This window comes from Duganella sp. S19_KUP01_CR8 (assembly GCF_036688705.1).
Lineage (GTDB): Bacteria > Pseudomonadota > Gammaproteobacteria > Burkholderiales > Burkholderiaceae_D > Rugamonas.
Genome location: NZ_JAQQPR010000017.1, coordinates 134,029 through 157,328, shown reverse-complemented (window position 1 = coordinate 157,328; position 23,300 = coordinate 134,029). Strand labels below are relative to the sequence as shown.

Annotated in this window: 22 protein-coding genes and 1 riboswitch; of the genes, 5 read left to right on the top strand and 17 right to left on the bottom strand. The window is 64.6% G+C overall.

The features are described from left to right. Nucleotides 1–25: 25 nt before the first annotated feature. The 10 genes from V6M89_RS18460 to thiC form a co-directional block, all read right to left on the bottom strand. Nucleotides 26–2,251 carry a M56 family metallopeptidase gene (locus V6M89_RS18460; RefSeq protein ID WP_332854529.1) on the bottom strand — a complete coding sequence of 742 codons (2,226 nt, stop codon included), beginning with the start codon at nt 2,249–2,251 and terminating at the stop codon, nt 26–28. A 132-nt stretch (nt 2,252–2,383) separates the two neighbouring features. Further along, nucleotides 2,384–2,566 carry a hypothetical protein gene (locus V6M89_RS18455; RefSeq protein ID WP_332854528.1) on the bottom strand — a complete coding sequence of 61 codons (183 nt, stop codon included), beginning with the start codon at nt 2,564–2,566 and terminating at the stop codon, nt 2,384–2,386. A 293-nt stretch (nt 2,567–2,859) separates the two neighbouring features. Further along, nucleotides 2,860–3,966 carry an S-(hydroxymethyl)glutathione dehydrogenase/class III alcohol dehydrogenase gene (locus V6M89_RS18450; RefSeq protein ID WP_332854527.1) on the bottom strand — a complete coding sequence of 369 codons (1,107 nt, stop codon included), beginning with the start codon at nt 3,964–3,966 and terminating at the stop codon, nt 2,860–2,862. A gap of 99 nt (nt 3,967–4,065) precedes the next feature. Then, on the bottom strand, nt 4,066–4,521 hold the full coding sequence (locus V6M89_RS18445) for a response regulator (RefSeq protein WP_332854526.1): 456 nt from the start codon (nt 4,519–4,521) through the stop codon (nt 4,066–4,068). A 253-nt stretch (nt 4,522–4,774) separates the two neighbouring features. After that, the gene (locus V6M89_RS18440) at nt 4,775–5,404 is read right to left on the bottom strand and encodes an ANTAR domain-containing response regulator (protein ID WP_020704940.1); all 630 of its coding nucleotides are present in this window, start codon (nt 5,402–5,404) and stop codon (nt 4,775–4,777) included. A 70-nt stretch (nt 5,405–5,474) separates the two neighbouring features. Next, entirely contained in the window at nt 5,475–6,119 is a 645-nt protein-coding gene (gene thiE, locus V6M89_RS18435; protein ID WP_332854525.1) for a thiamine phosphate synthase, read from the bottom strand. A gap of 16 nt (nt 6,120–6,135) precedes the next feature. Beyond that, on the bottom strand, nt 6,136–7,008 hold the full coding sequence (gene thiD / locus V6M89_RS18430; RefSeq protein ID WP_332854524.1) for a bifunctional hydroxymethylpyrimidine kinase/phosphomethylpyrimidine kinase: 873 nt from the start codon (nt 7,006–7,008) through the stop codon (nt 6,136–6,138). Beyond that, on the bottom strand, nt 7,005–7,796 hold the full coding sequence (locus V6M89_RS18425) for a thiazole synthase (protein ID WP_332854523.1): 792 nt from the start codon (nt 7,794–7,796) through the stop codon (nt 7,005–7,007). The genes thiD and V6M89_RS18425 overlap by 4 nt, the downstream gene beginning before the upstream one ends. 116 nt (nt 7,797–7,912) lie before the next feature. After that, nucleotides 7,913–8,116 (bottom strand): sulfur carrier protein ThiS, encoded by a 204-nt coding sequence (thiS, locus tag V6M89_RS18420; RefSeq protein WP_332854522.1) that lies wholly within the window; start codon nt 8,114–8,116, stop codon nt 7,913–7,915. A gap of 7 nt (nt 8,117–8,123) precedes the next feature. Next, complete coding sequence (gene thiC / locus V6M89_RS18415) at nt 8,124–10,040, bottom strand: phosphomethylpyrimidine synthase ThiC (RefSeq protein WP_332854521.1); 1,917 nt, start codon at nt 10,038–10,040, stop codon at nt 8,124–8,126. 66 nt (nt 10,041–10,106) lie between these two features. Continuing rightward, a riboswitch (TPP riboswitch) is annotated at nt 10,107–10,207 on the bottom strand. Between the two features lie 157 nt (nt 10,208–10,364). On the opposite strand from thiC, the gene V6M89_RS18410 reads away from it, so the two are divergent. After that, nucleotides 10,365–10,616, top strand: coding sequence for a type II toxin-antitoxin system HicB family antitoxin (locus V6M89_RS18410; RefSeq protein ID WP_332854520.1), 252 nt, complete (start codon nt 10,365–10,367; stop codon nt 10,614–10,616). Here V6M89_RS18410 and V6M89_RS18405 read toward each other — a convergent pair. Together V6M89_RS18405 and V6M89_RS18400 are read right to left on the bottom strand one after the other, a co-directional pair. Then, nucleotides 10,606–11,421, bottom strand: a complete 816-nt coding sequence (locus tag V6M89_RS18405) for a crotonase/enoyl-CoA hydratase family protein (protein WP_332854519.1) — start codon at nt 11,419–11,421, stop codon at nt 10,606–10,608. The genes V6M89_RS18410 and V6M89_RS18405 overlap by 11 nt on opposite strands. A 99-nt stretch (nt 11,422–11,520) precedes the next feature. Beyond that, nucleotides 11,521–13,080 (bottom strand): M20/M25/M40 family metallo-hydrolase, encoded by a 1,560-nt coding sequence (locus V6M89_RS18400; RefSeq protein ID WP_332854518.1) that lies wholly within the window; start codon nt 13,078–13,080, stop codon nt 11,521–11,523. Between the two features lie 187 nt (nt 13,081–13,267). On the opposite strand from V6M89_RS18400, the gene V6M89_RS18395 reads away from it, so the two are divergent. After that, nucleotides 13,268–16,063 carry a valine--tRNA ligase gene (locus V6M89_RS18395; RefSeq protein ID WP_332854517.1) on the top strand — a complete coding sequence of 932 codons (2,796 nt, stop codon included), beginning with the start codon at nt 13,268–13,270 and terminating at the stop codon, nt 16,061–16,063. Between the two features lie 148 nt (nt 16,064–16,211). Here the strand turns inward: V6M89_RS18395 and V6M89_RS18390 are convergent, their stop codons facing one another. Further along, a complete protein-coding gene (locus V6M89_RS18390; RefSeq protein WP_332854516.1) occupies nt 16,212–16,637 on the bottom strand; it encodes an Lrp/AsnC family transcriptional regulator in 426 nt (141 codons plus the stop codon). 123 nt (nt 16,638–16,760) lie between these two features. Here V6M89_RS18390 and V6M89_RS18385 point away from each other — a divergent pair, with 123 nt between their 5' ends. After that, complete coding sequence (locus V6M89_RS18385) at nt 16,761–18,365, top strand: phytoene desaturase family protein (protein WP_332854515.1); 1,605 nt, start codon at nt 16,761–16,763, stop codon at nt 18,363–18,365. Between the two features lie 16 nt (nt 18,366–18,381). Here V6M89_RS18385 and V6M89_RS18380 read toward each other — a convergent pair whose 3' ends face one another. From V6M89_RS18380 to V6M89_RS18370, 3 genes are read right to left on the bottom strand one after another with little or no spacing between them, the layout of a single operon-like run. After that, nucleotides 18,382–19,350 (bottom strand): threo-3-hydroxy-L-aspartate ammonia-lyase, encoded by a 969-nt coding sequence (locus V6M89_RS18380; protein WP_332854514.1) that lies wholly within the window; start codon nt 19,348–19,350, stop codon nt 18,382–18,384. A 25-nt stretch (nt 19,351–19,375) separates the two neighbouring features. Further along, the gene (locus tag V6M89_RS18375) at nt 19,376–20,350 is read right to left on the bottom strand and encodes an ornithine cyclodeaminase family protein (protein ID WP_332854513.1); all 975 of its coding nucleotides are present in this window, start codon (nt 20,348–20,350) and stop codon (nt 19,376–19,378) included. After that, nucleotides 20,340–20,966 (bottom strand): helix-turn-helix transcriptional regulator, encoded by a 627-nt coding sequence (locus V6M89_RS18370; RefSeq protein ID WP_332854512.1) that lies wholly within the window; start codon nt 20,964–20,966, stop codon nt 20,340–20,342. The genes V6M89_RS18375 and V6M89_RS18370 overlap by 11 nt, the downstream gene beginning before the upstream one ends. A 108-nt stretch (nt 20,967–21,074) precedes the next feature. On the opposite strand from V6M89_RS18370, the gene V6M89_RS18365 reads away from it, so the two are divergent. After that, on the top strand, nt 21,075–21,524 hold the full coding sequence (locus tag V6M89_RS18365; RefSeq protein WP_332854511.1) for a DUF2147 domain-containing protein: 450 nt from the start codon (nt 21,075–21,077) through the stop codon (nt 21,522–21,524). 271 nt (nt 21,525–21,795) lie between these two features. Further along, the gene (locus V6M89_RS18360; protein WP_332854510.1) at nt 21,796–22,353 is read left to right on the top strand and encodes a PEP-CTERM sorting domain-containing protein; all 558 of its coding nucleotides are present in this window, start codon (nt 21,796–21,798) and stop codon (nt 22,351–22,353) included. Here V6M89_RS18360 and V6M89_RS18355 read toward each other — a convergent pair. Continuing rightward, nucleotides 22,254–23,108 carry an FxDxF family PEP-CTERM protein gene (locus tag V6M89_RS18355; RefSeq protein ID WP_332854509.1) on the bottom strand — a complete coding sequence of 285 codons (855 nt, stop codon included), beginning with the start codon at nt 23,106–23,108 and terminating at the stop codon, nt 22,254–22,256. The genes V6M89_RS18360 and V6M89_RS18355 overlap by 100 nt on opposite strands. Between the last annotated feature and the right edge of the window lie 192 nt (nt 23,109–23,300).

Sequence of the window (23,300 nt, the reverse complement as noted above, 5' to 3'; positions counted from 1 at the left end):
CCTGACCCCGTATTTGACACCAACCTTATGCGGACGGCGCCGGGACGGCTTTGCCGGCCTTGATGGCCTCCTTGATCAGCTCCTTCATGGTGCGCTCGGCTTCGCGGCTGGCCTTGGCTTGTTCGCGGCCCAGCTCGCCCATGGCCTGGCCCAGTTCAGCCATCGGCTTGCCGGCTTCCGACATCTGCTTGCTCAACGCTTGCATCGGCGCCTGCATGGCGCTGATCTTCTCCAGTTGCGGCGCCATGTCGCGCTGGGATTGGGCGATCTGGCTTTGCAATGACGCCATTTCCCCCTGCAACGCGGCTTGGCGCTCGTGGAAGCGGCGCAGCTTTTCCGGCGTCGGGTCGTCGCCCATGTCGCGCGCGGCCTGCTCGATGCGGCGGCCTACAGCTTCCTGCTGGCGGGCGACCCGTTCGATCTGGCGCTGCTGGCGGTCCATGTCCAGCTGGGCCCGGCCTTCGGTATCGTGGCCCAGTTTCTCCATCTGCCGGCCCAGCGCGTCCATGACTTTGCCTTGCGCATCCATTTTCTTGCCTTGCGCATCCATCTTTTCGCCGATGCGGTTGACGGCGCCCCACGCTTCGTCTGCCTTGGCGATGGTGGCAGGGTCCTGGATCAGGTAGGCCTTGTCGCCGTCGCGGAACCAGATGAAGTCGCCCTTGACGGCGCGGCGCGCATTCTCGATTTTGGACAGGTCCTGGCGCGTGGCCGAGACCGTGATGTTGTCCTTGTTGGCGTGTACCAGCGCATAGCCGGAACGCTGGCCGTCGCGGTTGGAGAAGGTGGAACGATCAAAACGGTAGCTTTGCGCTCCAGCCGGAGGCGCAGGTGGTGCGGGCGGCGCTGCCGGTGCTGCCGGTGCTGCCGGTGCTGCAGGTGCTGCCGGCGCAGCTGGGACTGCAGGCAAGGCTGCGACTGCGGGAGCTGCGGGCACTGCCGGCATCGCTGGCATCGCAGGAGCCGCCGCCAGCACGCGCGGAGGCTTGGCTGGCTTCGGCGGCTTGGCTGGCGCTGCTGGCGCGGCGGGCGCAGCCAACTCGGCGACTGGAGCCGGCTCCGCAGGCTCGGCAGGCTCTGCCGGAGCGGCAGGTTCCGGTGGTGCTGGCGGCTGTACCGGATCGGCCTGGGCGGCGTCGGCCACTTGGCTGACCTGGGCAACGTCGGCCACCTGGCTGACCTGGTCAACCTGCGCGACAGTGGCGATGGCCGGCGGCTGCGGCGCGGCATGGGCGTAGAACACTGCGCCGGCTGCAAACAAACCCATCAGGGGCAAGGCCATTTTCCAGCTGACCGGTTCAACATCGGGACGCAGCAGGCGTTTGATACGAGACATGAGATTTCCTCCGTGAGCCGCGTGGGCTAGTTGTGTGGTGTCGAACTGGAACCGATCCAGTTCCGACAGGGCCTTTGCCAGCCTCTGGGGCTGGCCAAGCATGTCCACCGCGAGGTCGTCGGCGATTTGTTCCCGCTCGATCCGTATCCTGCGTGACAGGGCCCAAACACTAGGGTGATAGAACAGCACGATCTCGATCGCGCTTTGAATCAGGTTGACCAGGTAGTCGTGCCGCTTGATGTGGGCCAGTTCGTGCGCCAGCAAGGCTTCCAGCAGATCGGGCGGCATGCCGCTGACCAGCGCGGTCGGCACCAGCACGATGGGACGCCAGCAGCCGGCCGTGATCGGGCTGTCCAGCAGGTCGGCCACGCCCAGCCGCACATGGCGTTCGATGTCGAAGCGGCGCGCCAGCTCGGACAGGCGCCGCTGCCAGTAATGATTGACGGTGTATTCGCCGGCGCGGGTGCGCTCGGCAACCCACTTCAGGCCCAGCGCCAGCCGCAGCGACATCAGCGCCGCACCGGCCAGCCACAGGCCGACCACCCACGGCAGTTGGCGCCGCAGCACCGCTTCAAACGAGGAGAAAGCGCCGTCGCCCAGCAGGCCGGGCGCGGCGGCAGCGGCCTGGCCGGCGACGTCCGCCATGCCGGCGCCCTGCCCGGCCAGCACGCGCAACAGCGCGACGGAGCCGGCGCCACGGTCGGCATCGGCCAGCTGGGCCAGGATGCCGGCCAGCGGCAGCGCCGCGCACAGCAACATGCCGGCGCAGGCCACGGCGTAGCGGGTCTGCGGACGGGCGCCGCGCAGCGCAAACATCGCCAGCGCGACAGCCCAGCCGATCAACAGGCCTTGCCAGATAAAGTGCAGCAGCGCCCAGCCGACGGCGGGCACCAGGGCGGCCAGGACGCTGTTCATGAGCGTCCTGCCTGCCGTGAAATCTTATGATTGCGTATCGCTGCCATTCCGCACTCCCCAGTTGATGGATGTAGAATAAATTATCTAGATGACGATGTCTAGAACTTTTTTTCTACATTCATCGCACCGGGTTTAGTGGGCGCGTTTGGCGCTGATGGTGACGACTGGCATCTTGACGCCGTCCACCACGACCACTTTGACCGAGCCGGCGTCGATCGCCGGGGTGGCGCGCACCTGGGCGCTGGCGTAGCCGGTGGCGCACAGGATGACTGCGCTGGCGACGAAGATGATTTCCATGTTTTTCAGTACGTTCATGATGTTTCTCCTTCAGTGGTGGGCCTTACTTCCATGACTCCACTGTAGACAAACACGCCGCCGAACGCGCGCGGATTGCGACGGAATGCAAGTTGACCGGAGCCAGCTGCATTCCGCCGCGACAGACGTAGTGGACTGCGGCGCTTAAATTGGGAGCGAAGGACGTGCAGGCGGCGCGCAGGGCAAGGCGCAAAGCGCAAAGCGCAGCGATAGCGAGCTATCGCGAGCATTTGCAACGCCGCCATGTGCGTTGCCTGCGCGGCAGGCGCTCCCGATTTAAGCGCTGCAGTTCACTAATAAATCACCACCGAGCGGATCGATTCGCCGCTTTTCATCAAATCGAAGCCTTCGTTGATGCGTTCCAGCGGCAGGCGATGGGTGATCAGGTCGTCGATATTGAGCTTGCCTTCCATATACCAGTCGACGATCTTCGGCACGTCGGTGCGGCCGCGCGCGCCGCCGAACGCGGAGCCCTTCCACACCCGGCCCGTCACCAGCTGGAACGGACGGGTGGAAATCTCCTGCCCCGCCGCCGCCACGCCGATGATGATGGACTGGCCCCAACCCTTGTGGCAGCACTCCAGCGACTGGCGCATGGTGGTGGTGTTGCCGATGCACTCGAAGCTGTAATCGGCGCCGCCGTCGGTCAGCTGGATGATGGCGTCGACCACGTTCTCCACTTCCTTCGGATTGATGAAGTGGGTCATGCCGAACTTGCGCGCCATTTCCTGGCGGGCCGGATTGATGTCGACGCCGATGATCTTGTCGGCGCCCACCATCTTGGCCGCCTGGATCACGTTCAGGCCGATGCCGCCCAGGCCGAACACCACCACGTTGGCGCCCGCCTCGACCTTGGCCGTGAACAGCACCGCGCCGACGCCGGTGGTGACGCCGCAACCGATGTAGCAAACCTTGTCGAACGGCGCATCTTCGCGGATCTTGGCCAGCGCGATCTCCGGCACCACGATGTAGTTGGAGAAGGTCGACGTGCCCATGTAGTGGTAGATCGGCTTGCCATCGATGGAGAAGCGGCTGGTGGCGTCCGGCATCAGGCCGCGGCCCTGGGTAGCCCGGATCGACTGGCACAGGTTGGTCTTCTGCGACAGGCAGAATTTGCACTGGCGGCATTCAGGCGTGTACAGCGGAATGACGTGGTCGTCCTTTTTAAGCGACTTGACGCCGGGGCCGACGTCGACCACCACGCCCGCGCCCTCATGGCCGAGGATGGCCGGGAAGATGCCTTCCGGATCGGCGCCGGACAAGGTGTAGTAATCGGTGTGGCAGATGCCGGTGGCCTTGATCTCGACCAGCACCTCGCCTTCGCGCGGGCCGCCCAGTTCCACTTCCTCGATCGTCAGCGGTTTGCCCGCCTGCCATGCAATAGCTGCTTTGGTTTTCATTGTTCGTCCTGTGGCTGCGTTGTTCGGGGCACCGGAACGGGGGGCCGTTCCGGTGGTCCGCCATGATAGCAAGCCGGGGACGATCTGTGGCGCGTGCGATTACTGTGGTTCGACCGGCATCGCCGAACCAATGCCCAGCAGGTCGGACACCGCGCGCCACAGCTGGCGCGGCGAGGTCCACGGCTTGGGCAGGAAGGCACTGCCGGCGGTGTGACGCTCGGGATGGCGCGCCGAATACACCAGCACGCGCGCGTCGCTCTGGTGCTGGTACAGCAGCGGCAGCAGGCTGGCGCCGTCGCCGTCGGGCAGGTCGGGATCCATCACCACCAGCGCGAACCGCTGGTGTTGCAGTATGTCCAGCGCATCGGCCAGGGTGGACGCATGGGTGACCCGGGTTTCCGGCACCAGCAGCGTGGACAGCACCAGCGCCGAGTCGAAGTCCTTGTCGATATGAAGCACGCGGGGCGCTTCCGCGAAGATGGAAAAACCGATCGCGGCGCCGCCGTCCTGCTCGCTGAAGGGCCGATAGCTGTCCTGCGAATAATCGTTGGTCATAAGTGTCTCCGCACACAAAACTAAGGAATTGCGGCGCCGGCAGCACGGGGCTGGCAAGGCAACGCAGGGGTCGGCGGAGTTGGGCCGAAGGGATACGGACGGCCGCAGGGAACAGGCGGCCGGGGTGGCGGCAGGCGCAGGTTGGAGGCCCCGCCGCACTACGAAGCGGACAGGCCTGGCCTGCCGCTCATAGACACAGTCTACATGATGAATACCGCAAAGCAAGAAAATACCGCAAAAAAACCGACGACGTTTACTTTTTCAGACGCTGGTTGAAGGCCACATGCAAGCTGTTCAAGGTTTCCTCGGCGGCCAGCAGCTGGTCGGCCACCTCGTTGACCTTGCGGCGGTTGGAGCGGGCGTGGTCGCGCAGCACTTCGAAGGCGGTGTTGCGGTCGGTCTGGAACTTGCACATCAGCAGGCCGACGGCCAGGCTGGTCTCGCGGCCGGCGGCCAGCGCGGCGTTCAGATTGAGTTCGGTGCGGCGCAGCTGGCGGATTTCGTCGGCGCGCGCCAGGCCGGCGGCAAAGGCCGGCATCAGGTGCTTCTCGTCGACCGGCTTGACCAGGAAGCCGACCGCGCCGTACGAGGCGGCCTGCTTGCCGGCGTCGGCGTCGCCGCGGCCGGACAGGAACATGAAGGGCACCGAGCTGGTGGCGTGCAATTGCTTGGCCAGCTCCAGGCCGTTCATGCCGGGCATGTGGATGTCGAGCAGGGCCAGGTCCGGTTCGCGCTGGGCGATCTGTTCCAGCGCCTGTTCGGCCGACGAGGCCTTGAGGATGTCGTAGCCGGCGTGACCGAGCACTTCGCCCAGGAAATCGAGCAGCAGTTGGTCATCGTCGACGATCAGAATCAGACGCTTCGGGCTGGAAGGGACATTCATGTGGCGGCAACCTTAGGCTTAAGCTAACGCACCAATTATAAGGCGGAAAACCGCCCGTCATGCTAGCGTTTTATCTGCCTGTTTTTTCATCAGCATAAAGCCGCAGGAACGCGGCCACGGCGGCGCCGACGTCGTCGGCCTGGTAGACGCTGCTGATCGCCGCCACCATGGAAGCGCCGCGCGCGGCCAGCGGCGCGGCGTTGTCCGGCGTCATGCCGCCGATCACCACGGTCGGCACGGCGATCACTTCGCGCGCCTGGTCGAGGATCTCCATCTTGGTAGTCACTGCATATTTCTTCACGCGCGATGGGTAGAAGCCGCCGAACGCGACGTAGCTGGCGCCGGCCGCCTGCGCCGCCAGCGCGCGCGGCAGGTCGCCATAGCAGGAGGCGCCGATGATCAGGTCCGGCCCCAGCCGGGCGCGCACCTGCGCCACGTCGGCATCGGTGCCGCCGAGGTGGACGCCGTCGGCGCCAAGCTGCTCGCACAGCTCGACATAATCATTGACGATGAAGGGCACGCCGTAGCGCCGGCACAACGCCAGCAAGGCGCCGGCTTGATCCAGCCGCTGCTGCGGGCCGGCTTCCTTGTGGCGGTATTGCAGCATCGCGACGCCGGGCTGCGCGCCCTGGGCGGCGGCCAGCGCACGTTCGCTCAGGTCCAGCATCCTGGCGGTGTCGTCCCAGTTGGGGGTAACCAAATAAAGTCCGTGCATGGTGTGCTCTCAGCTCTCAGATCAGGGGTAGGCGTTGCGGGATGCGCTGGCCGGCGGCCACCGTGTAGGCGCCGCGCAGCGCGCGATAGCAATACTGTTGCGCCAGTTCCAGCGCGCGTTCCATCGACATGCCCAGCGCCAGCTGGCCGGCGATGGCCGAAGCCAGCGTGCAGCCGCTGCCGTGGAATTCACCGGCCAGGCGCGGCCAGCTCCAGTCGCGCGCGTCTTCCGGCGGTTCGCTGTCGGACAGGCGTTGCGTCGGCGTGGCGCCGGGGCCGAACCAGCGGTTGACCACTTCATCCCCCTCGCTGTGGCCGCCGGTGATCAGCACATGGCGGCAACCGCGCGCGCGCAAGGCCTGCGCCTGCGCGCGCGGATCGGCCTCGCCGGTCAGCGCCAGCGCTTCCGGGCCGTTGGGGGTGAGCACCGTCACCAGCGGCAGCAGCGGCGCCAGCGCCTGTACCGCGTCGTCGCGCGACAGCAGGTCGCCGTGGCCGCTGGCCAGCACCGGGTCCAACACCACCGGCAGCTCCGGCTGGCGGGCGCGCAGGCGGGCGATGATCTCGGCGATCGCCTGCGCGTTGGCGGCGCTGCCGGGGATGCCGATCTTCACCGCACGCACCGTCACCTTGTCGACCAGCGCCTGCGCCTGGCGCAGCACCATGGCGCCGTCGACCGGCTGCACGCCGTAGACGCGGTCGTTGTCCTGCACCGTCAGCGCGGTGGCCACGGTGAGCGCGTGCGCGCCCTGCCCGGCCACCGCTTGCAGGTCGGCGGCGATGCCGGCGCCGCCGGACGGATCGAGTCCGGCGAACACCAGCACGCACGGGCGCGCCACCAGTTGTGCCATCAGCTGCGCCGTCATATGCGAAGACAGGCGCTCGCTCATGCCAGCCGGCCCGCCATCGGCGAGGACGGCGAGGCGGCGAACTTGCGGGCGATGCGGCCGGCCAGGTAAGCCTCGCGGCCGGCCTGCACGCCCAGTTTCATGGCGCGCGCCATGCGCACCGGATCGCGCGCGCCGGCGATGGCGGTGTTCATCAGCACGCCGTCGCAGCCCAGCTCCATGGCGATCGCGGCGTCAGAGGCCGTGCCGACGCCGGCGTCGACCAGCACCGGCACCTTGGCCTGCTCGATGATCAGCGACAGGTTCCACGGATTGAGGATGCCCATGCCGGAACCGATCAGCGAGGCCAGCGGCATCACCGCGACGCAGCCGATCTGCTCCAGGATCTTGGCCTGGATGGGATCGTCGCTGCAGTAGACCATGACGTCGAAGCCGTCCTTGACCAGCGCCTCGGCGGCGACCAGGGTTTCCGGCATGTGCGGGAACAGCGTGCGCTCGTCGCCCAGCACTTCCAGCTTGACCAGCTTGTGGCCGTTCAGCAGTTCACGCGCCATCTGCAGCGTGTAGACCGCGTCCTTGGCGGTGTAGCAGCCGGCCGTGTTGGGCAGGATGGTGTACTGCGACGGCGGCAGCACGTCCAGCAGGCTGGGCGCCTTCGGGTCCTGGCCGATGTTGACGCGGCGGATGGCCACGGTGATGATTTCCGCTTCGGCGGCGTCGGTCGCCTCGCGGGTTTGTTGCAAATCCTTGTACTTGCCGCTGCCGACCAGCAGCCGCGATTTGTAGCTCTTGCCTGCGATGGTCAGCAGGTCTTGGGTTGATGCGTTCATGTTCGTATCCTCGATATGCTTTACCCCGCACGCCTTTGCTTCGGCGCCAGCGCCCCAACTTAGGGGTCAGACCCCGTACGGGGTCTGACCCCGCCTGGCAGTGCGGGTCAAAAAAATCAGCCGCCGCCGATGGCGCGCACGATGTCGACCTTGTCCTGCGGCTGCAGCTCGCGCTGCGGCCACTGCTGGCGCGGCACCACCGCGCGGTTGACCGCCAGCGCCAGCGCCTGCCCGGTCAACGACAAAGCGTCGACCAGTTCACCCAGCGTCTGGCGTGGCGGCACCTGGTGCGGGGCGCCGTTCAATTCGATGTCGATCATGCCGGCCTCACAGCTTGCGATACAGTTCGGCGCCGTTCTTGATGAACTCCACCGCCTTGACCTGCATGCCCTGCTCCAGCGCCGCGCCGTCGGACACGCCGTTGGCCTTGGCGTACTCGCGCACTTCCTGGGTGATCTTCATCGAGCAGAAATGCGGGCCGCACATCGAGCAGAAGTGCGCCACCTTGGCCGAATCCTTGGGCAGGGTTTCGTCGTGGAATTCGCGCGCCTTGTCCGGGTCGAGGCCGATGTTGAACTGGTCGTCCCAGCGGAATTCGAAGCGCGCCTTGGACAGCGCGTTGTCGCGGATCTGCGCGCCCGGATGGCCCTTGGCCAGGTCGGCCGCGTGGGCGGCGATCTTGTAGGTGATGATGCCGTCCTTGACGTCGTTCTTGTCGGGCAAGCCCAGGTGCTCCTTCGGCGTGACGTAGCACAGCATGGCGGTGCCGTACCAGCCGATCTGCGCGGCGCCGATGCCGGAGGTGATGTGGTCGTAGCCGGGCGCGATGTCGGTGGTCAACGGGCCCAGCGTGTAGAACGGCGCTTCGTGGCACTGTTCCAGTTGCAGGTCCATGTTCTCCTTGATCAGCTGCATCGGCACGTGGCCGGGGCCTTCGATCATCACCTGCACGTCGTGCTTCCAGGCGATCTGGGTCAGTTCGCCCAGGGTTTTCAGCTCGCCCAGCTGCGCTTCGTCGTTGGCGTCGTAGATCGAGCCGGGACGCAGGCCATCGCCCAGCGAGAACGAGACGTCGTAGGCCTTCATGATTTCGCAGATCTCTTCGAAATGCGTGTACAGGAACGATTCCTTGTGGTGCGCCAGGCACCACTTGGCCATGATCGAGCCGCCGCGCGAGACGATGCCGGTCAGGCGCTTGGCCGTCATCGGCACGTAGCGCAGCAGCACGCCGGCGTGGATGGTGAAGTAGTCGACGCCCTGCTCGGCCTGCTCGATCAGCGTGTCGCGGAAGATTTCCCAGGTCAGGTCCTCGGCCTTGCCGTTGACCTTTTCCAGCGCCTGGTAAATCGGCACGGTGCCGATGGGTACCGGGCTGTTGCGGATGATCCACTCGCGCGTTTCGTGGATGTGCTTGCCGGTCGACAGGTCCATGACGTTGTCGCCGCCCCAGCGGATGGCCCAGGTCATTTTCTCGACTTCCTCGCCGATCGACGAGGTGACGGCGGAGTTGCCGATGTTGGCGTTGATCTTCACGAGGAAGTTACGGCCGATGATCATCGGTTCGATTTCCGGGTGGTTGATGTTGGCCGGGATGATGGCGCGGCCGCGGGCGATTTCCTCGCGCACGAATTCCGGCGTGATGGTGGCCGGGATGCTGGCGCCGAACGATTGGCCCGGATGTTGGCGGCCCATCAGGTCGGCCAGGCGCTGGCCCATTGGGCCGGAGTTCTTCAGGTTTTCCAGGTACTCCTGGCGGCGCAGGTTTTCGCGGATGGCGACGAATTCCATCTCGGGCGTGATGATGCCCAGGCGCGCGTAGTGCATCTGCGTGACGTTCTTGCCTTCACGGGCGCGGCGCGGCTTGCGATGCAGGTTGAAGCGCAGCTCGGCCAGCGCCGGGTCGGCCAGACGGGCCTGGCCGTATTCGGAGGTCGGGCCGTCCAGCTCCTCGGTGTCGTTGCGCTCCAGGATCCACGGCAGGCGCGGCGTCGCGGCCAGGCCGGAGCGGATGTCGATCACGGCGTCGGGGTCGGTGTACGGGCCGGAGGTGTCGTAGACGTAGATAGCCGGATTGGCTTCGAAGCCGAACGAGGCCGGCGTGTCGGACTGGGTGATTTGGCGCATCGGCACGCGGATATCGGGACGGCTGCCTTCGACGTAGACTTTACGGGAATTCGGTAAGGGCTTGATGGCTGCCTCGTCCACCGTGGCGGTGGCGGAGAGGAATTTGGCGTTGGCGTTCATGTGGCTCCTTCGTTAGCTACAGGAGCCAGCAAAGGAGATTGGACGGTGCCTGTCCACAGGGTGTGGCGGCGGTGTCCTAAGCTTCCCTTCGCTGGCATTATCCAGATCAGGTTCGGAGGGTATTTCTCACCCGCGCATCGCAATGCGCAGGACCCCTAGCGTGTGCCGCCTTGCGGCAGCGGGACGATTATAACCTTGCCATATGAATTACAACAACCGATTCCTCCTCGGCACAGAAAATACTTTGCGTGCAAACTCCGAAGGTCGCACAATCAAAGCGTTTTATTTACGGCAGTTTGTTTTGTTTGCCGAGGGAATGTGAACATGGACAACCTTGACGACTATCCTTACGAAATTCGCCCACTGACGCCAGACGAAGGAGGCGGATTCCTGATCACTTATACCGATTTCCGGGGATGTTTTTCCGATGGCGAGACCATCGAGGAAGCAATCGTCAATGGTCGCGATGCACTGATCGCAACCATTGAAGCCTTGCGAGCCTGGAGCCTGCCAGTACCTGCTCCACACAGCCGGCAAAACAAAAAGGCCGGGCAAGGCGTGCCAACTAGTCTTTGAAGACCGGCGTGGTTTTGCTCATGCCGGCCATCATGGCCGCCTGCAAATCAGCCGACATCAGCATGGCGGCGTTCCAGGTGGCGTTGTAGTTGAGGCCGTCTGCCACCGAGTGGTCGCGGGCGTAGGTGATCATTTCCTTGACGCCGCGGATCGCCAGCGGCGCCTTGGCCGCGATCTCGGCGGCGATCGCGCGCACGCCGGCGCTCAGCGCTTCCGGCGTGTCGAACACGCGGTTGACCAGGCGGATTTCTTTCGCTTCGGCGGCGTCCACCTTGCGCGCCGTGTAGGCCAGTTCGCGCGCCATACCGTCGCCGATCAGTTTAGGCAGGCGCTGCAAGGTGCCGACGTCGGCGGTCATGCCGATGTCGATCTCCTTGATGGTGAACCAGGCGTCCGCCGAGCAGTAGCGCATGTCGGCGCAGCAGATCAGGTCGATGCCGCCGCCGACGCAGGCGCCGTGCACGGCCGCCAGCACCGGCTTGCGGCAACGCTCCAGGCTGGTCAGCGTGTCTTGCAGGTCAAGGATCACGCGGCGCAGGTTTTCGCGCGTGCGGCCGTCGCAGTCGTCGCGAATCTGCGGGCCCAGGCCCATCATCATCTGCAGGTCGATGCCGGCGGTGAAGGCCTTGCCCTCGCCTTCCAGGATCGCCACGCGGATTTCCGGCGTCGCGTCGATGTGCTGGAAGGCGCTGCGGATGTCGTTCCACATCGCCAGGTTCATCGCGTTCAGTTTCTCCGGACGGTTCAGCCGCACGGTGGCGATATGGTCGGCAACGCTGAGGGTCAAGGTTTCAAAGCTGGGCATCGAGGTCTCCTGTTAGGTATCGTCCTAGAATACCGCAGACGGGGCGGCCACAACAAGCCGGCCGCCCCGCTACCCCGTAATGCCGCCCACTGGGCGGCATTACTGCGGCGGATACGTCACGGTCAGCGTGTAGCTGGACGCGGTGTAGCCGTTCAACAGCACGTAGGCGTTGCCGTTGGCGGTGTAGGACACGGTGCAGCTCTCGGTGCTGGTCGGGCCGTCCGACTTGCAGTCGTAGCTGGTGGTGCTGGCCGCGCCGGCCTTGCGCACGTACAGGTCGGTGTCGCCGCTGCCGCTGAGCGCAGCCTTGAAGCTGCCGTTGGCGCGCACCGCATACGGACCGTAGGCGCGGGTCTGGCCCTTGGTCAGGCTGCCGGTGAAGGTTTCGGTGCGGTCGGTCGGCGGCGTCACGCCGGCGCCGTCGCTGCCCAGCTCGACCGCGTAGGCCAGCGCCATGCGCGCGAACTTGAGCGCGTGGTCGGCCTGGTTGCCGGTGTTGGCGTAGGTGTCGTTGGCGGTGTGGATGTAGGGATCGTCCTCGCCCATCGCCGCCTCGAACGGCATCGACGACCAGTAGCCGGCCGAGGTCCACGAGGCGTGGTCGGAGCAGGCGTAGCCGCACTTGTCGTAGCCGATCTTCAAGGTCGGCAGGTAGGTCGTGATCAGGTTGCCGACGAAGGTGTTCTGCGCGCTGTCGGTGTAGTCGGTGTACAGGTAGATGTCGTTGACCGAGCCCTTGTAGTTGGTCATGTCGAGCTGCATCACGCCGACCACGTTGACGTTGTTGGCCTTGTGGTTCTGGGCGATGTCCTGCGAGCCGCGCAGGCCCACTTCCTCGGCGGCGTAGCCGATCATCTTGATGGTGCGGCGCGGCTTGTAGCCGCTGGCGATCATCACCCGCAGCACCTCGGTCATGCTGGCGATGCCGGAGGCGTCGTCGTCGGCACCCGGGGCCTTGGTGGTTTCGCTGGTGCCGGACTGGTTGATCGAATCGAGGTGGCCGCCCAGCACCACCACTTCGTTCGGATTGTCGGTGCCGGTGATGGTCAGGATCACCGATTTCTGCGGGTAGGCCGAGTGCGTGTACTGGGTGACGGCGATGTCGCTGCGGCCGGCCGCCATGGTGGTCCAACGCTGCTTGAGCCAGTTCGACGCGTTGACGCCGTTGTTGGTGGTGTAGTAGCGGTTGGCGTAGGACGACATGTCGACGATGGTCTGGCCGATGTTGCTGGCCTGCATTTGGCTCAGCATGGGGTTGACCACGCTTTGCTGGTCGATCACGTAGGACGGCCGCGCGGCGGCCAGCAGCGCTGCACGGCCCTGGCCCCGGTCCTTGGCCGGCGACAGCGCGGCGACGCCGGCCGCCTCGCTGGCGTGGAACATGAAGCCGCCGCAGCGGCGCAACTTCTTGTGCACGGCGGCCGACAACGCCAGCATCTGCTGCTCGTCGACTTCGACCAGGTGCAGTTTCTCCTGGCCGGCCGAGGCCGCGAAGCTGGCGCGGCTTTCGCGCGCCTGTACCTGTGGCGCGACTTTCTGCAATTGCGCATAGGCGGCGTCGCCGACGCTGATCCAGACCTTGTTGGATTGGGCCAGCGCGGAAGCCGATGCGCCGGCGAATAAGCCTGCGATCAGCACAGCAATGATACGAGTTGTCATTTCCGTCTCCATGTCTAAAAAACATTATTAGGACGGGCAACGGTATGCTCTTCGAGGGGGCGAGTCAAAAAACTTGCGTAATTCGACATCCGGGCGGGAAATGTCCAAAGTTTAACAAGCGGCGATCTGCTCATGGCTTGCCGCGTCATCTATAATGGTTGTTTCTCCAAATTTAATCTGCCAAATCATGGAATTAGCCAAGTCTTTCGAGCCTGCCGACATTGAACAATTCTGGCGTACCGAGTGGGAACAGCGCGGTTACTACACCGCCACCATCGACGCCGGCAAACCGTCCTTCAGCACCCAGCTGCCGCCGCCGAACGTGACCGGCACCCTGCACATGGGCCATGCCTTCAACCAGACCATCATGGACGGCCTGACCCGCTACCATCGCATGCTGGGTCATAACACCGCCTGGATCCCGGGCACCGACCACGCCGGCATCGCCACCCAGATCGTGGTGGAGCGCCAGCTGGACGCGCAGAAAATCTCGCGCCACGACCTCGGCCGCGAAGAGTTCGTCAAGAAAGTCTGGGAGTGGAAAGAAAAATCCGGCTCCACCATCACCGGCCAGATGCGCCGCCTCGGCACCTCGCCGGACTGGAAGCGCGAATACTTCACGATGGACGAGCCGCGCTCGAAAGTCGTCACCGACGTCTTCGTGCGCCTGCACGAACAGGGCCTGATCTACCGCGGCAAACGCCTGGTCAACTGGGACCCGGTGCTGGGCACCGCCGTTTCCGACCTGGAAGTGGTGTCGGAAGAGGAAGACGGTTCGATGTGGTACATCAAGTACCCGCTGGCCGATGGCAGCGGCACGCTGACCGTCGCCACCACCCGTCCTGAAACCATGCTGGGCGACGTCGCCGTGGCGGTGGACCCGACCGACGAGCGCTACCTGCCGCTGGTCGGCAAGATGCTGAAGCTGCCGCTGACCGACCGCGAAATCCCGATCATCGCCGACGAATACGTCGACAAGGAATTCGGCACCGGCTGCGTCAAGATCACCCCTGCGCACGACCTGAACGACTACGCCGTCGGCCAGCGCCACAAGCTGCCGCTGCTGACCATCATGACGCTGGAAGCCAAGATCAACGACGAAGCGCCGGTGGCCTATCGCGGCATGGACCGTTTCGTGGCGCGCAAGCAGATCGTCGCCGACCTGGACGCGCAAGGCCTGCTGGAACAAGTCAAACCGCACAAGCTGATGGTGCCGCGCGGCGACCGTACCGGCGTCATCATCGAGCCGATGCTGACCGACCAGTGGTTCGTCGCCATGAGCAAGCCGGCGCCGGAAGGCACTTTCTTCCCGGGCAAATCGATCGCCGAAACCGCGCTGGACAAGGTCGCCAACGGCGAGATCAAGTTCGTGCCGGAAAACTGGAGCACCACCTACAACCAGTGGCTCAACAACATCCAGGACTGGTGCATCTCGCGTCAGCTGTGGTGGGGCCACCAGATCCCGGCCTGGTACGACGACGCCGGCAACATCTTCGTCGCCAAGACCGAAGCCGAAGCGATCGCGCAGGCGGCCGCCAAGGGCAGCACCGGCCCGCTGCGCCGCGACAACGACGTGCTCGACACGTGGTTCTCGTCCGCGCTGGTGCCGTTCTCCACGCTGGGCTGGCCGGAAGAAACGCCTGACATCAAGGCCTTCCTGCCGTCGTCGGTGCTGGTGACCGGCTTCGACATCATCTTCTTCTGGGTGGCGCGCATGGTCATGATGACCGCGCACTTCACCGGCAAGGTACCGTTCGAGACCGTGTACGTGCACGGCCTGGTGCGCGACTCGACCGGCCAGAAAATGTCCAAGTCCAAGGGCAACACGCTGGACCCGATCGACCTGATCGACGGCATCGGCATCGATGCGCTGGTGGCGAAACGCACCACCGGCCTGATGAACCCGAAAGACGCCACCAAGATCGAAAAGGCCACCCGCAAGGAGTTCCCGGAGGGCATCGCCGCCTACGGTACCGATGCGGTGCGCTTCACGATGGCGTCCTACGCCTCGCTGGGCCGCAACATCAACTTCGACCTGGGCCGCGCCGAAGGCTATCGCAACTTCTGCAACAAGCTGTGGAACGCCACCCGCTTCGTGCTGATGAACACCGAAGACAAGGATTGCAGCGCCAGCGTGGCCGACCTGTCGAACGCCGACAAGTGGATCATCTCGCTGCTGCAAAAAGCCGAGCTGGACGTGGCCAAGGGCTTCGAAGACTACCGCTTCGACAACATCGCCTCGACCATCTACAAGTTCGTCTGGGACGAGTACTGCGACTGGTATCTGGAAGTGGCCAAGGTGCAGGTGCAAAGCGGCACCGAAGGCCAGCAACGCGCCACCCGCCACACGCTGCTGCGCGTGCTGGAAGTGGTGCTGCGCCTGGCGCATCCGATCATTCCGTTCGTCACCGAAGCGCTGTGGCAGGCCGTCGCGCCGCTGGCCGGCAAGACCGGCGACTCGGTCATGATGCAGCCTTACCCGATCGCCAACCCCGCCGCCATCGATGAATCGGCCGAGGCCTGGATGCAGCAGCTGAAGGCGCTGACCGACGCGACCCGCAACCTGCGCGGCGAAATGCAGCTGGCGCCGTCGCTGCGCGTGCCGCTGATCGTCGAGCCGACCAATGCGGCCGACAAGGCGGCGATGGAGGTGTTCGCGCCGTACATCCAGTCGCTGGGCAAGCTGGCCGAAGTGCAGATCGTCGACGCGCTGCCGGAATCGCCGGCCGCCGTGTCCATCGTCGGCACGACCAAGCTGATGCTGAAGGTGGAGATCGACGTCAAGGCCGAGCGCGAGCGCCTGGCCAAGGAGATCGCCCGCGTTGAAGGCGAGATCAACAAGGCCAACGGCAAGCTGTCGAACGAAAGCTTCGTCGCCCGCGCGCCGGCCGAGGTGGTGGCGCAGGAGAAGGAACGCGTCGCCAACTTCTCGGCCACGCTGGACAAGATGCGCGAGCAGTTCGCCAAGCTGCCAGCCGCCTGATAAGTTCAGCTGCCTGACAAAAGCCGCCCGGTGCAAGCCGCGCGGCTTTTTTTTACCCCGCACTGCAAGGTGGGGTCTGACCCCGTACGGGGTCAGACCCCTAAGCGGTATCGCTGGCGTACTGCTTCAGCATGCGGGGTTATCCGAGCTAGCGGTCGATGCGGGTCGTCATCAGGATCGAGGTGGCGGTGCGCTCCACGCCGTCGAGCGCGCCGATGCGGTCGACCACGCCGTCCAGTTCCTCCACCGAGCCGGCTTCCACGCCGGCGATGAAATCGTAGATCCCGTTCACCGAATGCAGCGTGCGCACGTGGGCGAGCTTGCGCAAGGCGCTTTCGATGCCGGGCGTCAGTTTGGGCGTGGCCGTGATCATCACCAGCGCCCGCACCAGTCCGGCGCGATAGTCCGCGCTGGTGCGCACCGTGTAGCCAATCACCACGCCGGAACGCTCCAGGCGGTCAATCCGGCTTTGCACCGTCGTGCGCGACAAGCCGAGCTTGCGCGCCAGATCGCTCGTGGTGGCGCGCGCGTTTTCGCGCAGCAGGGCAAGCAGTTGCTGATCGATGTCGTCCATTTTTTCCTTTTGCCGAGATATTCGTCATTTTGCTCAGTATATTCCCGCAATTCGTCGGCTTGCGCAATGCAATTTGCCGAACCCGTCCGCACAATGATGCTACTGAATTCGAGGAGAGTATCGATGCGCGACGTGATCATTATCGGCGGCGGCCACAACGGCCTGGTGTGTGCCCACTATCTGGCCAAAAGCGGCTTGAAAGTCACGGTGCTGGAACAGCGCACCGTGGTCGGCGGCGCGGCGGTGACCGAGGAGTTCCATCCGGGCTTCCGCAATTCCGTGGCCGCGTACACCGTGTCGCTGCTCAATCCCAAGGTGATCCGCGACCTGGAGCTGGTCAAGCATGGTCTGAAGATCGTCGAACGCCCGCTGTCGAACTTCCTGCCGCTGGACGACGGCCGCTATCTGAAAGTCGGCCCCGGCAAGACCGCCGAGGAAGTCGCCAAGTTTTCCCAACGCGACGCGGACCGCCTGCAAGCCTATGGCGAACATCTGGAAGTCGCCGCCGAGCTGTTGCGCGACACGGTGCTGCAAACGCCGCCCAACCTGGTCCAGGGCAACTGGCTCAGCGCCCTGCCCGAACTGATCAAGGCCGGCGGCCTGGGCAACCGCATGCGCAAGCTTCCGCTGGCCACCCAGCGCGAGCTGCTCGACCTGTTCACCAAATCGGCCGGCGACTATCTGGACGGCTGGTTCGACAGCGCGCCGATCAAGGCCGCCTTCGGCTTCGACAGCATCGTCGGCAACTACGCCAGCCCGTACACGCCCGGTTCGGCCTACGTGCTGCTGCACCACGTGTTCGGCGAGGTGAACGGCAAGAAAGGCGCGTGGGGTCACGCCATCGGCGGCATGGGCGCCATCACGCAGGCGATGGCCAGAGCGGCCGAGGCGCGCGGGGTCGAGATCCGCACCGGCTGCGGCGTAAGGGAAGTGTTGTTGGATAAGGGGCGCGCGGTAGGCGTCGTCACCGCGCAAGGCGAGCGGCTCGTTGCGCGGGTGGTGGTGTCGAACCTGAATCCGCGCCTGCTGTACACGTCATTGGTCGATTCGGCCGCCCTGCCCGCCGATTTCCTGCGCCGCATGGAAGGTTGGCGCTGCGGCTCCGGCACCTTCCGCATGAACGTGGCGCTGTCGGAGCTGCCGGACTTCAGCTGCCTGCCCGGCAAGACGATGGCGGAGCATCATGGCAGCGGCATCATCATCGCCCCCAGCCTCGACTACATGGAGCGCGCCTACCACGACGCCCGCGCGCTGGGCTGGGCGCGCAAGCCCATCGTCGAAGTGCTGATCCCCTCGACGCTGGATCCGACCCTGGCGCCGCCCGGCCAGCATGTGGCCAGCCTGTTCTGCCAGCACGTGGCGCCGCAATTGCCCGACGGCGCCAGCTGGGATGAGCACCGCGACACCGTGGCCGACTTGATGATCGATACGGTCAACAAGTACGCGCCCAACTTCAAGCAGTCCGTGCTGGGCCGGCAGATCATGAGTCCACTCGACCTGGAGCGCACCTTCGGCCTGGTCGGCGGCGACATCTTCCACGGCGCGCTGGGGCTGGACCAGCTGTTCTCGGCGCGGCCGATGCTGGGCCATGCCGATTATCGGGGGCCGATCGCCGGGCTATACACCTGCGGCGCCGGCACCCACCCCGGCGGCGGCGTGACCGGCGCACCGGGTCACAACGCGGCGCACGAGATACTGCGCGACTTCAAGCAGAAAAAATATGCCTGAAAAATATGCCTGATTACTACGTCGCCAACAAGGCGGCGTAACGATCGATGTCGACGTTGCCGCCGCTGATGATCACGCCGATGTGCTGGCCTTGCAACCGGTCCTTCATCGCGCGCGCGGCGGCGAAGCCCAGGCAGCCGGTCGGCTCCACCACCATCTTCATGCGCGCCGCGATGAAGCGCATTTCGTGGCGCAGCTGTTCGTCGCTGACGGTCAGGATATCGTCGACGTCGCGCTTGATGATCGGGAAAGTCAGGTTGCCCAGGTGCTGGGTCTGCGCGCCGTCAGCGATGGTCTTCGGCGTGTCGATATGCACGATGCTGCCGCTGCGGAACGATTGCTGGCCGTCGTTGCCCGCTTCCGGCTCAACGCCGTAGATTTTGGTCGATGGCGAAATCGCGCGCGACGCCAGCGCCGAGCCGCTCAGCAAACCGCCGCCGCCCAAACAGACGAACAGCGCGTCCAGGTGGCCCACCGTCTCCAGCAATTCCTTGGCCGCCGTGCCCTGCCCGGCGATCACGTCCGGATGGTCGTAGGGCGGGATCAGGGTCAGGCCGTGCTTCTGTGCCAGGTCGCGGCCAATCTGTTCGCGGTCTTCGGTGTAGCGGTCGTAGCTCACCACTTGCGCGCCGTAGCCGCGCGTGGCGGCGACCTTCGAGGCAGGCGCATCCAGCGGCATGACGATGGTGGCAGGAATCCCCAGCAGTTTGGCCGCCAGCGCGATCGCCTGCGCATGGTTCCCCGACGAGAACGCCACCACGCCGGCGCGGCGCTGCTCGGGCGTGAAGCGTGCCAGAGCGTTGTAGCCGCCACGGAATTTGAACGCGCCCATGCGCTGCATGTTCTCGCATTTGAAGAACACCTCGGCGCCCAGTTCTTCATTGGCGGTGCGCGAGGTGGCCACAGGCGTATGGTGGGCGTGGCCGGCGATGCGTTCCGATGCGGCGAGCACGTCGGCGTAAGTAGGGAGTTTCAGTTCGCTCATTATGTTCCTCGTATTTTTTCTAGTCTTACCAGGGCCAGGCGATGTTGGTGCCCGTGCCAGTTGCCAAAGCGCGCCGTTGCAGCATGCGCGCCACCGAAAGATCCTGCAGGGCGATGCCCGTCATGTCGAAGATGGTGATGGCGTCCGCCGCGATGCCGTGGCGCGCGGGCGCATCGGCCGCCAGCAGCGCGCCGAATTCCTGCACCGGCGTTTGCGGCGTCCATTGCAACTCGCCGATGCTGAGCGCTTGCGCCATATCGTCGACCCAGGTGTGGGCCAGCGCCAGCATGCCTTCCGGCAGTTCGCGCTTGCCGCGCGTGTCGCTGCCGACGCAGTTCAAATGGGTGCCGGGCCGCACGGCGTGCGCCGAGAACAACGGGCCGCGTCCGGTGGTGGCGGTGATGACGATATCGCTGGCCGCCACCGCCGCATCGGCGCTGGCGCCGGGCGCGATGTCGCAGCGCTGCGCGAAGCGCGCTTCAAATTGCGGATCGCGGCGGCCGTCGGAAGTCAGGTAACGCACGCGCTTCAGGCCGGGCAGCACGCGCAGCGCGTAGTCGACATGCGCCGTGCCCTGCACGCCGGTGCCGAACACGCACAGGCTTGCGCTGTCCGGCCGCGCCAGCGCCAGCAAGCCCAGGGCGCCGGCGGCGGCGGTGCGCGTGGTGGTGACGGCGTTGCCGTCGATCAGGCATTGCGGCCGCCCGCTGGCGGGGTCGAACAGCATGATGGTGGCCTGGTGGCCGTCGGCGCCGTGCTGGCGGTTGCCGGGCCAGAAGCCGGCAGCCTTCATGCCCAGCAGGTCCTGCGTCATCACGCCGCCGGACTTGATGCCGAACACGCCGGCCGGCAGCACCTCGCGCACCAGCGGAAAAATGCGGCCGTCGCCGCTGGCGTGCAGCCGGAAGGACTCGCGCACGGCGGCCAGTACTTCGTCCGGCTGCAACAGCGCGGTGGCTTGGTCGCGGTCCAATAACAACAGCTGGGCGTTATCTGGCATCGTTGTACACCGTGGCGCGTGAGACGTTCAAGTAGTTGGCGACGATGTCCATGGCGCGTCGCACATCGCCCAGGCCGGACTCCTTCAGCTCGCGCATCAGCGCCTTGCGCTCGTCGGCTTTCAGCGCGCGCGGCGTGGTGGCCAGGCGCGCAGCGAACTGGTCGATGCGGGCGCGGATGGCGTCGGCGCCGGCCGGCTCCAGCGTCTCGCGCACGGCGGAATCGTTGTCGACCGCGCTGAACTGGGTCAGCAAGGTGTTCAGGCTGCGGAACACCGTCAGGTCGACGTTCATGCACAGCGCGGCGACGTACTGGCCCTGGCTGTCCTTGATGCCGATCGAGGTGCTCTTGGCGCGGCGGCCGTCGGCAAAGGTGTTCGGGTAGTTGGCGATCACCTGGGCGACGTCGGGATCGGCGGCGCGCGCCAATCCCAGCTCCGTGGCCGGCGCGCCGATGGCGCGGCCGGACAGGTTGTTGTGGATCGCCAGGATGGCGTGTTCGGGATCGGTCAGATCGTGCAGCACCACTTCGCAGAACGGCGCCAAGGTCTTGCCAAGGCCGTCGGCGACCTGGCGCATCTGTTCGAGCAGATTTTGCTGTTCGGGTGTCTTTTTCATTTACACATATTATCTTGTTTTAGATTATTTGTGTAAAAACCACGGAAATAGTACGATCGGTCATTTATTTGCTACACTCGTTGGACAAAAAATAACCTGGAGACTCACATGCGCACTTTGAAATTCATCGGCCTGGCGGTTGCGGCCTTCCTGTCCATCGCCCCGGCCTTCGCCGCCGACAGCTCGCCGGTGGGCTTATGGAAAAACATCGACGACAAAACCGGCAAGCCGAAAGCGCTGATCCGCATCACGGAAAGCAATGGCGTGCTGCAAGGCCAGATCGAAAAGCTGTTCCGCGAGCCGAACGAAGACCAGAACCCGAACTGCGAAAAATGCAGCGACGCGCGCAAGGGCAAGCCGGTGATCGGCATGGTCATCATGAGCAACCTGAAGAAGGACGGCGACGAATATAACGGCGGCCAGATCCTCGACCCGGACGACGGCGAGACCTACAAGTGCAAGCTGCACCTGACCGACGGTGGCAAGAAACTGAGCATGCGCGGCTACGTCGGCATGCCGCTGCTGGGCCGTTCGCAAGTGTGGGTGCGCCAGGAATAAGCCCTCGACGCTCAAGCAAAAGCCGACCAGTGGTCGGCTTTATTTTTTGGAATTATTGCCAAATAATAATTAATATGATACGACATGGCTAACTTAACAACGAAGTGGCCATGAAAATCATCCACGCAGCACTATTGGCTTGCCTGGCATACGGCACCGCAGCGAAGGCGTCGATACTGGAATTCGAATATACGGCAACCTTTACAGCCGTGAACATCCAGTTCTTCGATGACACCATCCCCCTTATAGCCCACCGGGCTTCGCTGTCAATGTGGGAGACCAGGTCACCGGACACATTTCGTTCAACACCGCCACCGGACTGTATTTCGCCGACCCAGGCGAAAACATATACTGGGATGCAACCACGCCAAATACCACAGCAGTCGAATTGAGCCATAACGGCAGCGCCATCGCCAGCTGGACAAAACTCGGCAGCGGCCTGCAGGTGACTAACCGTCCCCCAGGCGGCGCGGACCAGCTGCTCTTTAGCTCGGCTTATGATGACGGTGCCAGCAGGGGCGGCTTCAATCTGACTCTTACCGACCCGACCGGCACCGCCCTCTCCAGCGCAGCGGTCCCTACATCGCTGCAAGGCTTCCAATCAGTTCAGGGTTCGATGCTCTTCGCATACTTCAAGAACGACGACGATGGACAGCCGCTCGCTCAATTGTATGCCGATGGCATGCTGACCTCCCTGCGGCAGATTTCCGCCGTACCAGAGCCCGATACTTACGCCATGCTGCTGGGCGGCTTCGCGATGCTGGCGCTGTTGGCGCGGCGGCGCGCAACGAATCCAAGTAAGCCGAGTCCGGCGAACAGCATCGCATAGGTTTCCGGCTCAGGCACGGCCGCTACCGAGATATCGAGGCGGCCGAAGGACTGCTGGCTGTTGAAGTTCAGCGCGGTCCAGTCGAAATTGGCCGGCACGTAGTTGCCGCCATCGACAAAGTCCACATAGGGATTGCCGGTGACGACGTGCACCACGCCATGTTCGTCTACTCCCTGATTGGGTCCGCTCTGGCCACCGCCGATGCCGTAGGCGCCGTTGGCCAGCGAATAAGCAAAGTTGTTCTGCTCGGTGCCGGCGTCGTACACATGGCCGGCGCCGCCCAGCGCCAGCGACAGCTGCCCGCCACCCGCCAGCGACGACAGATCGATCGCCTTGGCGTTGTCATTGCCGATAAAGAAATCGTTGCTGAGCACGACCATCGCGGCGTAGCTCAGATAGCGGTTGGCGCCGTTCAAATCGACGTTGTGCAGCGTGAATGTGCTGCTGGTGCCGGGAAAGCGCGGCCCCAGCGGCAGCCTGGCCTGCAAACCGCCCGTGGCCTGGTTGGCGAAGTCGGCGGTCAGCACGTTGGCATTGCCGTCTTCGGCGGCGCGCTCGATCGCCACCGAGGCAGCGGCGCCGACATTGAAGCTGTCGAAGCCGCCATCGTGCAGCCCCAGCCACAAAGGCGCGACCCCAACGCCGCCCACCGGCCCGGTGTTGGTGAAGGTGAACGTGACGTCCGCCGCCTGAGCGACAGCGGACAGGCTGATGCAAGCGGCCAGCACGGCCCGGGCGAGAGTGTAAGGTTTCATCTGATGTCTTCCTTGGTTATGTGAACAGGATGCCGCGCTGTTGCGCGGCTCGTGTTGGTCACATGACATCACCCCATCATTACAATCATTTCATTTTTATATTTTTTGTATCCGCTGTAAGGTTTCGGGGGTGTAAACGACTAATTCGGCCGCAATCAGCGGTCATCGCTGGAATACATAAATTGACAAAAA